Here is a 14,294-nt window from a genome sequence, read left to right as displayed (position 1 = left end):
ATTTAATTTGCGTAATGATAAGTTCTCTAGTGAGAAAGAATAAACAAAAAGGCCAGGTTTGTAATGATTGGTATTGATATAATTTCTATACATAAAATTAAGGGAAAATCAGATAATTTTCTAAAAAAAGTCTTTAGTAGATATGAGCTTTCTTATGCTTTTAAAAAAGAAAACCCTTTTCAGACTCTAGCTGGAATTTATGCTCTAAAAGAAGCGGTTATAAAAGCTTATAATCTTGATTTATCCTATATAAAGAGTCTGAGAATAGAAGTAAAACACAAATCATACACGCCATTCATTTTAATTGACGGAAATATAGTTGATGCAGAAGTGTCAATTTCACATGACTCTGATATAGCTGTTGCTATTTGCATAAATAATGAAGTTAATAAAATAAAAATTTCTGAACAGATGAAAGATATTTTGCCGCTTAGAAAAAAAACTAGTCATAAGGGGGACTACGGCAAGGTTGCAATTTTGGGTGGATCTGAGGGTATGGCAGGTTCCTGCTACCTTGCTTCTTCTGCTGCTTTAAGGGTTGGAGCTGGTCTTGTTTATCTACTTGTGCCTTCATCTATAAGTGATATTTTGCAAATTAAGTCTTGTGAGCAGATAATAAAAACTATTGATTCTTATAATTTAAAGTATAATAAACTTATATTTAAGCAGATTTTAGGATACTTAGATGATAAGAACGTTCTTGCGATTGGTCCAGGAATGGGACAAGATTCAAGTTTAAATGAACTTATTGGTAATATAATAAATAATTTTGATGGCAAAATTATAATCGATGCAGACGGATTAAACGCGGTAGCTAAAGATAAGTCCGTTCTACATAAAAAAAATATAATCCTAACCCCACATCTGAAAGAATTTTCGAGATTAAGTGGCTTATCAATTAGTGAAATTAATGCTGATAGGATTGGTAATGCAAAAGATTTTGCAAAAAAATATGGGATTATTCTTGTCTTAAAATCTGAAGAAACTATAGTAACAGACGGTAATGAGTTATATATAAATAAGCTTGGAAACCCTGGTATGGCAACTGCTGGTAGTGGTGATGTTTTAACTGGAATTATTTCTGGACTTTTGCCAATACTGGAAGAATTTGATGCAGCAAGACTTGGCGTCTATTTACATTCCCTTGCTGGTGATTTGGCAAGTGCTGATTTATGCGAGGAATCCTTAATTGCGAGTGATATTATAGCTTATTTACCAAAGGCAATCCGACTTTTGAGGTAGGTATGCAAGAAACATATTTAGAAATAGACTTAGATGAAATAAGAAATAATATATTAAAAATAAAAAACTTAAGTATAAATTCTAAATTCTGCGCAGTCGTCAAAGCTAATGCCTATGGGCTTGGAGCTGACGTTATTTGTAGAGAAATAGAAGATATAGTTGATTATTTTGCTGTAGCAAGACTAAGCGAGGCTCTTTTACTAAGACGAGCATGTATTAAAAAACCAATTTTAATATTAGGATATGTTGGTTTAGATGATATAGAAAAGTGTTCAAGAAATGATATTGATATTTCAATATATGACTTTGGTTTAGCCCAAGAAATAAATAAATTAGGCTATAAAATAAAAGGTCATCTTGTCCTAGATACAGGCCATGGTAGGATTGGTTTTAGGGAAGATGAAATTTCCCAAATCAAGAAGTTAAAAGATTTAAAAAATATAGATATAATTTCTGCTTTTAGCCATTTTGCAACAGCTGACGAAGAAGATAATAGCTTTACTATTAAGCAAGAGGAAATATTTGATAGGATTATTGACCAAGTTAAAGATGATTTTGCTTTTGAATTTGTACATCTTGCAAACTCTGCAGCTACTATAAGACAAAAAATCTTTAAGGGAATGAACCGAGTTGGTATATCTCTTTATGGCTTATATCCGTCAATAGTGGTTAAAGATAATACAGAAATAGAACTAGAGAAAATTTTCAAACTCTATACATATGTTCATTTTGTCAAAGAGATAGAGGCTGGCACTCCAATTTCCTATGGAAGAACTTTTGTAAGTGATAAACCAATGAAGGTAGCCTCAGTTGCTATTGGATATGCAGATGGTTACAATAGGTTATTCTCAAATAAAGGTCAAGTTTACATAAAAGGTAAAGCTTGTAAGGTATTAGGCAGGGTTTGCATGGATCAGATGATGGTTGATGTAAGTGGACTTGATGTTAAGATTGGTGAAAAAGTAGAATTATATAGGGACATAGATAGAGATGCTGACTTAATAGGCACTATTTCCTATGAGTTAATGACAAATATATCAATGAGAGTTAAGAGGATTTACATAAAAAACGGAGAAGTGATTGAAGCGCGTGATTATTTAGGAGAATTAAATGAAAGTTAGAAGAGGAGATTTATATTACGCAGATCTTTCTCCGGTAGTTGGTAGTGAGCAGGGAGGAGTAAGACCTGTTATTGTAGTTCAAAATGATATAGGAAATAAATATTCGCCTACAATTATTGTTGCACCTGTGACAAGTCAAATGAATAAGGCGAAACTTCCGACTCATGTAAAATTAAAGGGTAATAAATACGGCTTACCTAAAAATTCTGTAGCCCTTATGGAACAATTAAGAACAATAGACAAAACTAGGCTTAGGGAAAAAATAGGAACATTCTCTGCTGATATAATGAATAAAATTGATGAAGCTATTGGAATTTCTCTAGCGATTGAACAAGATTAAAAAAACCAGTCCTATAAACAATAATATATGTTTATAAGGCTGGTTTTTATTTTAGATATCAACTAATTTTTTGACCTTCTACAATCATTTTTGCAAGTTTATCAGGATTGCCACAACCTGTAGTTATAACTAAATCGTCGTCTTTAATTATCTTATAAATATAATCTCTGGCTTCTTCAAATGTTCCAAGGTATTTGGCATTTAAACCTTTTTTAACCATAGCATCTACAACATCTTTTGAGTGGATAGTTGGGTCAAATTTTTCCCTTGCGGCATAAATATCTGTAACAATTATTTCATCAGCTGAATCAAAACTATTTAAAAAGTCATTAAACAAAGTCTTAGTTCTTGAATAGGTATGAGGTTGCCAAACACAAATAAGCCTGCCTTTTGTATGCTCTGCAAGGGCATCTAAGGTTACAAGAATCTCAGATGGATGATGACCATAATCAGTCATAATAGTTGTTTTATTTACATGACCAATAACTTGCATTCTTCTGTCAAGACCAGTGTATTTTAGTATATTATTTCTAATTGTATCTATATCAATTCCATTTTCATAGGTAGCTATAATTGATGCCATGGCATTGTTAATATTGTGCCTACCGATGACTCCAAGTTTGAAATGCTCAGTATTTCCATTTTTCATAACAAGATCAAAACTTGGCCTTCCAATTTCATCAAAAGTGATATTTGTAGCATAGTAATCAGCGTCTGGATTTTCTTGTCCATAGGTAATCAATTCCCCTTGGACAGCATCTAAGATAAGCTTATTATTTTCTTCATTAAGGTTTAATATTGTCTTTGAATTTTTGTCTTGGTTTCTAAGATAAACTTTGAAAGTTTCAACGATATCGTTTAAATCCTTGTAATAGTCTAGGTGGTCTTCGTCAATATTTAAAATAATTACTGTTTGAGGGTAATAATATCTTATATTTCCCTTATATTCACAGGCTTCAGTAACAAGGAAGTCTTCATTTCCAACTTTTACATTTCCCTTCATATCATCTAGATTTCCACCAAGTAAAATAGTGGCATTTTCATCTGAATGAAGAAGAATTTTAGAAATCATGCTTGTTGTAGTTGATTTACCATGAGAACCTGATATTGCAATGGAATTCTTATAATTCCTCATAAGAGCTCCTAAGAATACACCTCTTGTAACAACAGGTACATCAAGTTTTCTTGCTTCAATTAATTCTTCGTTATCATCTGCAATCGCATCTGTATATACAACCAAGTCTGGGTTTTTGATGTTTTCTTTTCTCTGACCAATGAAAACTTCTATGCCAAGATCTTTTAGGATCTTAACTGTATCTGATTCGCTCCTATCAGATCCAGTAACCTTATATCCTTTTTCAAATAAAAGGTGGGCGAGTCCACTCATGGAAATTCCACCTATTCCAATGAAATGAACATATTTATAATCGTGTCTATCTAAGTTAAATTCAAACATATATTGATAATCTCCTTAATAGTTAAGTCTTTAAGTATATTTACTACATTATACCATATTTAATAAAGAAAACTTGTCAAGTTCTACTTTGAATATGGGAATAGATGACGTATATTTATATTATAATGTAAAGTTTAAAGGAGGGGCCATGAAATTTGTAGTAGCTAATGATCATGGGGGCATTGATCTTCAACCAGCTGTTTGTGAAAAACTTGAAGAATTAGGTCATGAAGTTATTCATTTAGGTACTTATGACAAGGAATCTTGTGATTATAGTGATTTTGCTGTCAAGGCTTGTGAAAAAGTTGTCAATAAAGAAGCTGATTTTGCTATCCTTATTTGTGGTACAGGATTAGGAATGTCTATGTCAGCAAACAAAGTTAAGGGAATAAGAGCAGCATGTGTTTCTGAGACATTTTCTGCAAGAATGAGTAGGGCTCATAACAATGCTAATGTATTATGTATTGGGGCTAGAGTTATAGGAACAGAAGTTTGCAAAATGATTGTAGAAGAATTTGCAAAAACTCAATTTGAAGGTGGTCGTCACCAAATACGTGTAGATAAAATTTGTAAAATAGAAGAAAATAATTGAGACTATTTGAGTCTCTATTTTTGTTTATAAAAAGGAGTATATATGACAATACCAACACCGCACATTTCTGCAACAAGCACAGATCAAATAGCAAAAACTGTGTTAATGCCAGGTGACCCTTTAAGGGCAAAATTTATTGCAGATAATTTTTTAGAAGACGTGACTCAATTTACCGAAACTCGTGGTATGCTAGGATTTACAGGCTATTACAAGGGAAAAAGAGTCTCTGTAATGGGTAGTGGTATGGGTATCCCATCTGCTATGATTTATTATAATGAACTTTTTGATTTTTACGATGTTGATTGCATCATAAGAGTTGGTACAGCAGGTTCTATGCAAGAAGATGTAAAACTTCATGACATAGTAATTGCTCAATCAGCATGTTCTGAGTCATCTATTAACGATAATTTATTTGGAAATATTCATTTTTCTGTAACTCCAGATTTCGATTTGTTAGTAAAAGCTGTTGAGAAATCAAAGGAACTAGGATATAGGACCCATTGCGGTCAAGTACATTCTTCCGACCAATTTTATAATGAAATGGATCCTAAAGTATTTGAGAATTTAAGAAAATATGGCATCCTATGTGTAGAAATGGAATCTTATGGTCTATTCATGGCTGCAAGAAAACATGGAAAAAAAGGTCTTGGTATCTTTACTATTTCTGATTCGCTTATAGAAAATGTTGCAGATAGTGCAGAAAATAGGCAAAAATCATACACAAATATGATGGAGCTAGCACTAGAGGTAGCTGAAGCTTAGATGATTAAAACAATAATTATGGCAGCAGGTGAAGGAACTAGGATGAAATCCGAAAAATCCAAGGTTCTTCATAAGCTTATCAATAAAGAAATAATAAGATATGTAAAAGAAGCAAGTGATTTCGAAAATTCGGAAACTATAATAATCGGAGGAAATAATAAATCTAAGCTAGAAGATTTATTTTCTAATGTAAAAATAGTAGAGCAGAAAATAGGACCGGGTATTCCTTATGGAACTGGCTATGCAGCAGGCCTAGCCTTTGACTTTGTGGAAGATGATGACCAAGTTCTAATTTTAAATGGAGATATACCATTAATAAAAAAAGAATCCCTGGAAAAACTTATTAACTATCATAATGAATCAAACGCTGCTTGCACAATTCTTTCTACCTTGATTGATGAACCAAAGGGTTATGGAAGAATTATTAGAGATGAAAATAATTACTTTATAAAAATTACTGAAGATAGAGATTTAAAACCGGGCCAAGAGACAATAAATGAAATTAATGTAGGCATTTATATATTTAAAGCTAAAGACTTAAAAGATTCTCTTTCAAAAATAGATTCAAATAATGACCAAAATGAACTCTACTTAACAGATTGCATAGGGATTCTAAAAAACGATGGTAAACTAGTAAATGCCTTTGTTAGTAAAAATCACGAAGAATTTTATGGCATAAATAATAAATACGAGCTATATAAAGCAGAAAAAATCCTTCAATCTAGGATAAATAATGAGCACATGATTAATGGTGTAATAATTGAAAGTCCTGAAACAACTTTTATTGAAGATGGAGTTGAAATTGGGATTGATACTGTAATATCAGGTTTTGTAAAAATTTATGGTAAGTCTAAGATTGGAAAGTCTTGTTTAATTGATGGGTCAACACGAATTATCAATTCAACCATAGAAGATAATGTTAAAATAGATAATGCAGTTATAGAAAATTCTTATATGGAAGAAGGTAGTAATATAGGTCCTTTTGCAAGACTGAGACCTAATGCACACATAGGAAAAAAAGTCCATATTGGTAACTTTGTTGAGGTTAAAAATTCTAGCCTTGGTGAAGGAACCAAGGCGGGCCATCTTGCCTACATTGGCGATAGTGACCTAGGTAAAGATATAAATATTGGTTGTGGAGTTGTTTTTGTAAACTATGATGGTAAGTTTAAGCATAGGTCGGTTATAGAAGATGGTGCTTTTATAGGATCAAACGCGAATATAGTTGCCCCTGTTAAGGTAGAGAAAGAAGGCTTTGTTGCTGCTGGTTCTACAATAACAGAAGATGTTAGTACTGGCGAGTTGATTATAGAAAGGGCAGAACAAAAACACATTAAAGGTTATGTTGAAAGAAAAAAAGAAAGAGATAAAAATCACAAGGAGTAGAAATGTCAACTAAAACAAATAAGTATATCCAAAGAGGGGAATTAAAACTATTAACAGGAAATTCCAACATCAAATTAGCAGAAAGTATGGCTAAAAATCTTGGAACTGAACTTACAAAGGCTGATATTGAAAAGTTTAAAGATGGTGAAATAAGCATTAAAATCAACGAATCAGTTAGAGGTAAGGATGTATTCATAGTACAACCAACTTCAAGCCCTACTAATGATAATTTGATGGAATTATTGATAATGATTGATGCTTGTAAAAGAGCTTCTGCTGGTTACATAAACGCAGTTATTCCTTACTACGGTTATGCTAGACAAGATAGAAAAACAAGAGGAAGAGAGCCAATAACAGCAAAACTAGTTGCTAACTTACTTACTATTGCGGGAGCTAATAGAGTTATAACCATGGATCTTCATGCTGGTCAAATACAAGGTTACTTTGATATTCCAGTTGACCATTTCTCTGCAATTAGATTACTTTCAACTCACTTCCAGTCATTCGCTTTTGATAAACCAGAGGAATTTGTAGTAGTAAGTCCTGACCTTGGTGGTGTAAGACGTGCTAGAGAATTTGCTGACTACTTAAAATTACCAATAGCCATAATCGAAAAAAGAAGACCTATGCCAAATGTTTCTGAAGTAATGTCTGTAATTGGTGATTTCAAAGGTAAGCACGCTATTATCGTTGATGATATGATAGATACTGCTGGAACAATTACAAATGCGGCAGACTTCCTAGTTGAAAATGGCGCAAAAGATGTTTATTTAGTAGCAACTCACGGTGTATTCTCTGGAGATGCTGTAAAGAAACTTCAAAAACCATCTGTTAAAGAAGTTATAATTACAGACACCATAGCCCAACCAGAAGAAAAAAGAATAGACAAGATAACCCAACTATCAATAGCTCCACTTCTTGCTGAAGCTATTAACAGAATTAATACTTATGAATCAATAAGTGGTCTATTTACGGTTATTGAATAATGTATTTTATTGTAGGACTAGGCAATCCTGGATTACAATATGAAAATACTAGGCATAATGTAGGTTTTATGACTATTGATTATTTGGCAAACAAATATGATATAGATGTAAGAAAATTAAAATTTAAATCACTCTATGGTCAGGGAGAAATCTCTGGCCATAAAGTTATGCTCATAAAACCACAAACCTATATGAATAATTCGGGTGAAGCAATTAGAGAATTAAAAAATTTCTATAAATTTGATATAGATAAGTTAATTGTAATTTATGACGATATAGATATTGACTTTGGTACAATTAGGATTAGGAAGAAAGGCTCTGCAGGTAGCCACAATGGAATGAAGTCTATTATTTATCAAATCCAAGATGATCAATTTCCAAGAATAAAAGTTTCCATTGGTAAGAAGCCTGAAAGGTGGGATCTTGCTAAATTTGTCTTAAGTGGTTTTAGTCAAGAAGAGGTAGGAGTACTCGAAGATGAAATCAGACTTGCTGCCGAAGGAATCGAAATAATCTTAAAAGATGATATAGATAAGGCTATGAATAAGTGTAATTCTATCAAGTTGGTGAAAGAAGATAATGAATAGATTAATTGAAAGATTAATTAATGTCGACCAAATTAATAAAATTAAATATCAACTCGAAGATTATTCTCCTCTTTATATACAAGGATTAAGTGAGGGGATCAAGGCCCATCTTGTTTTAAGCCTTTTTGAATTATTAGATAAAAATTTAGTTGTTGTAGCTGAAAATCCAAAAAGGGCAGAAAGATTTATTGATGATATAAATGAGGTATCGGATACTGCTAAAAATTTTCCAGCACTAGATACTAATTTTTATAATATAAAATCAATTGATGATAAAAAAATTAATCAGAGGCTAGATACACTAATTAGTCTAGCTAAGGGTGAAAAATTTATTACTGTAACAAGTATTGACGCTCTTAAAAATAAACTCACGCCTTTAGACAAATTTAACAAGTCTTTTGTTAGAATAGATGAAGAGAGCATAGTAGACGTTGATGATTTTGTTTCAAATCTCTTAGCTCTTAATTATAATCCTTCGGACTTTGTAGAAGAAAAAGCTGACTTTGCAAAAAGAGGTTCGATTATTGATATCTGGCCTGTAAATTATGCCAACCCAATCAGAATTGAACTTTTTGATGATGAGATTGACTCTATAAGAATTTTTGATAAGAACAACCAAAGAACTATAGTAAAAATAAAAAGTGTTGAAATAGGACCAGCTAATGAGCTTTTATATGATAAGGATGACTATCAGAAGATTATAAAAGCAATCTCAGTTGACCTAGATAATAAAAAAATATCGGATACTAGTGACCAAAAGCTTATTGATAAGTATAGACAAATCATATCTTTTTTGGACCAAAGCATGTATATAGCAAACAAAGATTTGATAAATGCTTATAAGGAAGATAATTATGACACATTTGTTGACTATCTTCCTGAGGATACTGTTTTTATCTTTGATGATGTTTCTAGGATCTATGAGTCTGTTGTAGCTAGCGATGAAAAATTTTTAGAAGATTTAACCTATCAGATGGAAAATGGTGAAGTATTTTCTAGTTTTTCAAATTATTTGGTGGAAACTACAAAAATTTATGAGAAAATTTCTGACAAAAAGATTATAAATCTTACATCAATTCTCAAAAGAACAAAGCTGTTTTCTCCCAAAAAAATCGTTGAACTTAAAACAATAGAGGCTGAAAATTTTAATAAAAATGTTGAAGAATTTATAAATACAAGCATTGACCTTGTTAATAGAGAACAAAAAGTATTTGTTTTTGCTGGTTCTAAGGCACGTAAAGAAAAACTTCTAGAAAGTTTTATAGACAATGATTTTCTTCTTGCAGGATTTGAAGAAAGTGTTTCGGATTTTGATAAATTTCCAATAATTATTTCAGAAAAAAAGTCAAGTGAAGGTTATTTTGTAAAAGATTTAGGCCTTTATGTATTTACTAGCAGAGAAATCTACGGGAAATCAGCAACTAGAAAACAAAAACCTAAAAAACTTTCATCAAAGAACATTATAAACTACTCTGACCTTGAAATTGGAGACTATGTTGTTCATGAAAATAATGGTATCGGAATTTATAAGGGGCTTACAAAGATTGAAAGAAATGATGTTGAAAAGGACTTCATTCTAATAGAATACAGAGGGAATGACAAGCTCTATATACCTGTAGACCAGATGAATTTGGTTAGTAAGTATATAGGTAATAGGGGTGAAAAACCCAAGTTATCTGCTCTAGGTTCTGTTCAGTGGCAAAAGTCCAAACAAAGAGCCAAAAAGGCTGTTGATGAAATTGCAGATGACCTAGTTAAGCTATATGCAAAAAGAGCTAAGGAAAAAGGCCATGCCTTTTCAAAGGATACCAGTTGGCAAGATGAATTTGAAAATTCCTTTCCTTATGATGAAACCTTATCTCAGTTAAGAAGCCTTGAAGAAATTAAAAAGGATATGGAAAGCGAAAATCCAATGGATAGATTACTGTGCGGGGACGTTGGTTATGGCAAAACTGAGGTCGCTCTAAGAGCAGCCTTCAAGGCCATTATGGACGGTTATCAAGTGGCTTTCCTTGTTCCAACGACAATATTAGCTAATCAGCATTATCATACAATGCTTGAAAGATTTAAAGATTTTCCTGTAACATGTGCTATGCTTTCAAGATTTAATACAAAAGCCAAGGATGAGAAAATTCTTAAGGATATTAAAACTGGAAAAGTTGATATCGTTGTAGGAACTCATAGACTTTTGTCAAAAGACATCAAATTTAATAAACTTGGGCTTTTGATAATTGACGAAGAGCAAAGATTTGGAGTAAAGCATAAGGAGAAATTCAAAAAACTAAAGTCATCAATTGATGTTCTTACCCTATCAGCTACACCGATACCAAGGACCCTTCAAATGTCATTGTCTGGTATTAGAGATTTATCTACATTAGATGAGCCGCCAGAAGACAGACTTCCTGTTAATACCTATGTTTTAGAATACGATTCAGGAATAATAAGAGATGCGATTTTAAAGGAAATAAATAGGAATGGACAAGTTTATTTTGTTTATAACAGGGTAAATAATATTGAAAAGCTCTATCTTCAAATAAAAGATCTAGTCCCAGAAGCAAGTATAGATATCGTTCACGGGCAAATGAGTCCAAGACAAATTGAAAATATAATGCTCGACTTTATTGAAGGAAATACCGATATTTTGCTTGCTACAACTATAATAGAAACGGGGATGGATATTAAAAACGTAAATACCATAGTGATTTATGATGCTGACCTTATGGGTCTTTCTCAGCTCTATCAGCTAAAGGGAAGGATAGGTAGGGGATATAGATCTTCATATGCATATTTTACTTACAGGACAGGAAAAATTTTAACTGAGATTGGTGAAAAGCGATTAAAATCAATCAGAGACTTCTCTGACTTTGGTTCAGGTTATAAAATTGCTATGAAAGACCTAGAACTGAGGGGAGCAGGAAATCTCTTGGGGGAAAGTCAATCTGGCCACGTAGAAGCTGTCGGTTATGATCTTTATGTAAAATTTTTACAAGAAGCAGTCGAAAAGGCATCTGGCAAAGAGGTTAAAATCAAAGACGAAAATCCAACTTTCATCGATATTAAGGTCGATGCCTATATTCCAAATTCATATATTAGTGATTCTTCACAAAAAATAGAGATTTACAATCGTATAGCCAACATAGATGATAAGAGAGATTATGAGGCTTTGGTTGAGGAATTAATCGACGTTTATGGCGATATTCCTATAATCGTGGATAATATAATGTATGTATCTCTAATCAAAGCTCTTGGATCGGCAAATGGTATTACAGAGATTAGAGAGGTGGATAACAAGATTTGTTTATTCTTCTCTGATAGAGATTTTTATTCCTTTGAAGAGCTTAAGGGTATAAACGAATCTTATAAGGGAGAGATGAGCTTAGATTTATCAAGCAAACCAGCCTTTAAAATCCCTGTTACAAAGAGTAAATTACTTGACACATACGAACTTTTAGATACAATTAACAAAATAAGGAGTAAATGATGAAAAAGAAATTATTAATTGCAATGTTAGCATCAACAATGGTGCTAGGAGCTTGTGGAAACCAAGCAAAGGATGATAAGAAAGATACAAAAGTAGAAGAAAAGGCTAACCAAGTTAAAGAACTTGATAAAGGAACAATTGCCATTGTTAATGGAGATAAAATTTCAAAAGATGATTACAAGGCAGAAATGAGTTTTTATGGAGCTATGCTTGCAAGCAGACAAAACCTTAAAAATTCTATTGTTCAAATGATGGTTCAAGATAAGCTTATATCAGATGATATGAAAGCAAACAAAATTGAAGTTGATGATAAAGAAGTTAATGAGGCTTTCCTTAATTCAGTGAAACAATTTGGTGGTCAAGAACAATTTGACAAGATGCTTGATGACTACAATATGGATGTAGAAAAATTCAAAGAAACTGTTAAAAAAGATTTAATGTATAAAAAACACAGAGAATGGTTTGAAAAGGAGCATCCAGTAACAGAAGAAGAAATTAAACAATACTATGAAGATAATAAGGATCAATTTGCAAAACGTGATGCATCTCATATCCTTGTAGCTGATGAAAAAACAGCTAAAGAAGTAAAAGAAAAACTTAATAATGGTGAAGATTTCGCAGCCCTTGCTAAAGAATATTCAACAGATACAGCAAACGCCGCAAACGGTGGTGAACTAGGAACATTCTCTAGGGGACAAATGGTAAAAGAATTTGAAGATGCTGCTTTTGCCTTAAAAGAAGGTGAAATTTCTGAACCAATCAAAACTCAATTTGGTTATCATATTATAAAACTAAATAAAGTTGCTGATTCTATTGAAGATAATAAAGATGCAATTATAAAGGCTCTTAATGACAAGAAATATGCTGACTACATTAAAGAATTAAATGAAAAGGCAAATGTAGTTACAGAAGCTACTATTGCAGAAAATAAAGCTGAAGACAAAAAAGAAGAATCAAAAGAAACTGAAGAAAATAAAGATAAATCAGAAAAAGAAAAATCTGACGAAACTAAAGAAAATGAAGAAGATAAAAAAGATAATAATTAGTTTATTATCTTTAAGTCTTTGCCTCGTATATTTTACATCATGTAAAAAAAATAATACTGATAAAAATGCTATAGCATTAGTTGACGGTGAGGCAATTGAAAAAGAGGTTTTTGATAAAGAATTGGAGTTTTATCTAACATTCTATACTAAAAAGTATGGCGACACTTACCTGGAAGAGAAGAGTTCTAAGGGCAAGACCAATAAGGAAGTTCTTAGAGACGATCTGCTTGATTCGATGATAAAAGATCAGGTAATGTTGAATGATTTGGCAAAGAAAAAAATAGAAATAGACGATAATACAGCCAATAAGATAAGAAGTGATATGGAAAAAGAATTGGGCGATAAAAATTCACTTAAAGCAAATATGAAGTCTCTGAATATTAATGAAGGGGACTTCTCAGATGTAATTTTTAACGATTCAATTAGAAAAATACACTACGATTATTTTTTAACCCATAACAAGATTAAGGATTCAGAAATCCTGGAATATTACAAGGCTAATGAAGATCTTCACAAATTATATAAGTACAATGTATTGGTTTTTGACAATAAGGATGGAGCTGAGAAGGCTAAATCTAATATAAAAAATCAGTTGGACTTTAGAGAAGCCTTAAAAAATCCGGTTAGAAACTATGAGATTATAAATTCAGATTTTGTTTATAAAGATGATCCTATGCTTGTAGAATCTAAAATGAGTGAGAAGGATAAGGTTAGTGATATATTTGAATATAACAATAAGTACATGATTTTAATGATTAACTCATATAATGAGAATGAAAATGAGCTTTTGATGCATACAAAGGATAAATATCTTAGGGATGCCTATAATCAGTACTTAAATAAATTAGTAAAATCTAGTAAAATTAAGGTATTTATTTGAAAAGGCTTGATTTTATTGAATTTGTTATGTATAATCATTCTTAGAGTTAAACAGAATACATGTTGATTTATAGGAGGAAATATGAATAAATCAGAATTATTAAATAGCATATCAGAAAAAAGTGGTCTTAAAAAAGTTGAATCTGAAAAAGCACTTAACGCATTTTTAGAAACAGTAGAAGAAGCACTTGTAGCTGGCGACAAAGTTCAACTTGTTGGTTTTGGTACTTTCGAAGTTAGAGATAGAAAAGCTAGAGAAGGTAGAAACCCAAGAAAACCTGAAGAAGTAATCCAAATCCCTGCTTCTAAAGCTCCAGTATTCAAAGCTGGTAAAACTCTTAAAGAAGCTGTTAACAAATAAGAAATTTGAAATTTTAAAAAACCGGATCTTGAAATAAAGAACCGGTTTTTTTATT

13 protein-coding genes are annotated in these 14,294 nt (G+C 31.8%); 12 read left to right on the top strand and 1 reads right to left on the bottom strand.

Going from position 1 to position 14,294, the window contains the following annotated elements; genetic code table 11:
• Positions 1-63 precede the first annotated feature (63 nt).
• The 3 genes from AC1EJ5_RS03045 to AC1EJ5_RS03035 are packed head-to-tail and all read left to right on the top strand — an operon-like array spanning position 64 to position 2,703.
• The gene (locus AC1EJ5_RS03045) at positions 64-1,242 is read left to right on the top strand and encodes an NAD(P)H-hydrate dehydratase (RefSeq protein ID WP_308749077.1); all 1,179 of its coding nucleotides are present in this window, start codon (positions 64-66) and stop codon (positions 1,240-1,242) included.
• 2 nt (positions 1,243-1,244) lie between these two features.
• The gene (gene alr / locus AC1EJ5_RS03040; protein ID WP_479814452.1) at positions 1,245-2,363 is read left to right on the top strand and encodes an alanine racemase; all 1,119 of its coding nucleotides are present in this window, start codon (positions 1,245-1,247) and stop codon (positions 2,361-2,363) included.
• Positions 2,353-2,703, top strand: coding sequence for a type II toxin-antitoxin system PemK/MazF family toxin (locus tag AC1EJ5_RS03035; RefSeq protein ID WP_223420384.1), 351 nt, complete (start codon positions 2,353-2,355; stop codon positions 2,701-2,703). Before alr ends, AC1EJ5_RS03035 begins: the two co-directional genes overlap by 11 nt.
• Positions 2,704-2,761: 58 nt before the next feature.
• On the opposite strand, the gene murC is transcribed toward AC1EJ5_RS03035, so the two are convergent.
• The gene (murC, locus tag AC1EJ5_RS03030) at positions 2,762-4,159 is read right to left on the bottom strand and encodes a UDP-N-acetylmuramate--L-alanine ligase (RefSeq protein WP_479814450.1); all 1,398 of its coding nucleotides are present in this window, start codon (positions 4,157-4,159) and stop codon (positions 2,762-2,764) included.
• A 148-nt stretch (positions 4,160-4,307) separates the two neighbouring features.
• Here murC and rpiB point away from each other — a divergent pair, with 148 nt between their 5' ends.
• The 9 genes from rpiB (at position 4,308) to AC1EJ5_RS02985 (ending at position 14,239) form a co-directional block, all read left to right on the top strand.
• The gene (gene rpiB / locus AC1EJ5_RS03025; RefSeq protein ID WP_479814448.1) at positions 4,308-4,751 is read left to right on the top strand and encodes a ribose 5-phosphate isomerase B; all 444 of its coding nucleotides are present in this window, start codon (positions 4,308-4,310) and stop codon (positions 4,749-4,751) included.
• A gap of 42 nt (positions 4,752-4,793) precedes the next feature.
• Positions 4,794-5,513, top strand: a complete 720-nt coding sequence (gene deoD / locus AC1EJ5_RS03020) for a purine-nucleoside phosphorylase (RefSeq protein WP_479814446.1) — start codon at positions 4,794-4,796, stop codon at positions 5,511-5,513.
• The gene (glmU, locus tag AC1EJ5_RS03015; protein ID WP_479814444.1) at positions 5,514-6,899 is read left to right on the top strand and encodes a bifunctional UDP-N-acetylglucosamine diphosphorylase/glucosamine-1-phosphate N-acetyltransferase GlmU; all 1,386 of its coding nucleotides are present in this window, start codon (positions 5,514-5,516) and stop codon (positions 6,897-6,899) included.
• A 2-nt stretch (positions 6,900-6,901) separates the two neighbouring features.
• Positions 6,902-7,885: a ribose-phosphate diphosphokinase gene (locus AC1EJ5_RS03010; protein ID WP_223420379.1), complete on the top strand. Its 984-nt coding sequence runs from the start codon at positions 6,902-6,904 to the stop codon at positions 7,883-7,885.
• On the top strand, positions 7,885-8,472 hold the full coding sequence (pth, locus tag AC1EJ5_RS03005) for an aminoacyl-tRNA hydrolase (RefSeq protein ID WP_308749082.1): 588 nt from the start codon (positions 7,885-7,887) through the stop codon (positions 8,470-8,472). Before AC1EJ5_RS03010 ends, pth begins: the two co-directional genes overlap by 1 nt.
• Positions 8,465-11,953, top strand: a complete 3,489-nt coding sequence (mfd, locus tag AC1EJ5_RS03000; protein WP_479814441.1) for a transcription-repair coupling factor — start codon at positions 8,465-8,467, stop codon at positions 11,951-11,953. The genes pth and mfd overlap by 8 nt, the downstream gene beginning before the upstream one ends.
• Positions 11,953-12,999, top strand: coding sequence for a peptidylprolyl isomerase (locus AC1EJ5_RS02995; protein WP_308749084.1), 1,047 nt, complete (start codon positions 11,953-11,955; stop codon positions 12,997-12,999). Before mfd ends, AC1EJ5_RS02995 begins: the two co-directional genes overlap by 1 nt.
• Positions 12,971-13,879 carry a SurA N-terminal domain-containing protein gene (locus AC1EJ5_RS02990; protein WP_311480083.1) on the top strand — a complete coding sequence of 303 codons (909 nt, stop codon included), beginning with the start codon at positions 12,971-12,973 and terminating at the stop codon, positions 13,877-13,879. Before AC1EJ5_RS02995 ends, AC1EJ5_RS02990 begins: the two co-directional genes overlap by 29 nt.
• 81 nt (positions 13,880-13,960) lie before the next feature.
• Complete coding sequence (locus AC1EJ5_RS02985; protein ID WP_209772003.1) at positions 13,961-14,239, top strand: HU family DNA-binding protein; 279 nt, start codon at positions 13,961-13,963, stop codon at positions 14,237-14,239.
• Positions 14,240-14,294 lie beyond the last annotated feature (55 nt).

This window comes from Anaerococcus sp. C0059F3 (assembly GCF_056590475.1).
Note: the sequence above shows the minus strand (reverse complement) of the source record. Positions and strands in the feature narration are given on the sequence as shown.

What these genes read in the sequence shown, in the direction of transcription:
- glmU (WP_479814444.1), top strand. Translation starts at nt 5,514, where the DNA reads ATGATTAAAACAATAATTATGGCAGCAGGTGAAGGAACTAGGATGAAA.
- murC (WP_479814450.1), bottom strand. Translation starts at nt 4,159, where the DNA reads ATGTTTGAATTTAACTTAGATAGACACGATTATAAATATGTTCATTTC.
- AC1EJ5_RS02995 (WP_308749084.1), top strand. Translation starts at nt 11,953, where the DNA reads ATGAAAAAGAAATTATTAATTGCAATGTTAGCATCAACAATGGTGCTA.
- AC1EJ5_RS02985 (WP_209772003.1), top strand. Translation starts at nt 13,961, where the DNA reads ATGAATAAATCAGAATTATTAAATAGCATATCAGAAAAAAGTGGTCTT.
- rpiB (WP_479814448.1), top strand. Translation starts at nt 4,308, where the DNA reads ATGAAATTTGTAGTAGCTAATGATCATGGGGGCATTGATCTTCAACCA.
- AC1EJ5_RS03045 (WP_308749077.1), top strand. Translation starts at nt 64, where the DNA reads ATGATTGGTATTGATATAATTTCTATACATAAAATTAAGGGAAAATCA.
- AC1EJ5_RS03035 (WP_223420384.1), top strand. Translation starts at nt 2,353, where the DNA reads ATGAAAGTTAGAAGAGGAGATTTATATTACGCAGATCTTTCTCCGGTA.
- deoD (WP_479814446.1), top strand. Translation starts at nt 4,794, where the DNA reads ATGACAATACCAACACCGCACATTTCTGCAACAAGCACAGATCAAATA.
- mfd (WP_479814441.1), top strand. Translation starts at nt 8,465, where the DNA reads ATGAATAGATTAATTGAAAGATTAATTAATGTCGACCAAATTAATAAA.
- pth (WP_308749082.1), top strand. Translation starts at nt 7,885, where the DNA reads ATGTATTTTATTGTAGGACTAGGCAATCCTGGATTACAATATGAAAAT.
- alr (WP_479814452.1), top strand. Translation starts at nt 1,245, where the DNA reads ATGCAAGAAACATATTTAGAAATAGACTTAGATGAAATAAGAAATAAT.
- AC1EJ5_RS02990 (WP_311480083.1), top strand. Translation starts at nt 12,971, where the DNA reads ATGAAGAAGATAAAAAAGATAATAATTAGTTTATTATCTTTAAGTCTT.
- AC1EJ5_RS03010 (WP_223420379.1), top strand. Translation starts at nt 6,902, where the DNA reads ATGTCAACTAAAACAAATAAGTATATCCAAAGAGGGGAATTAAAACTA.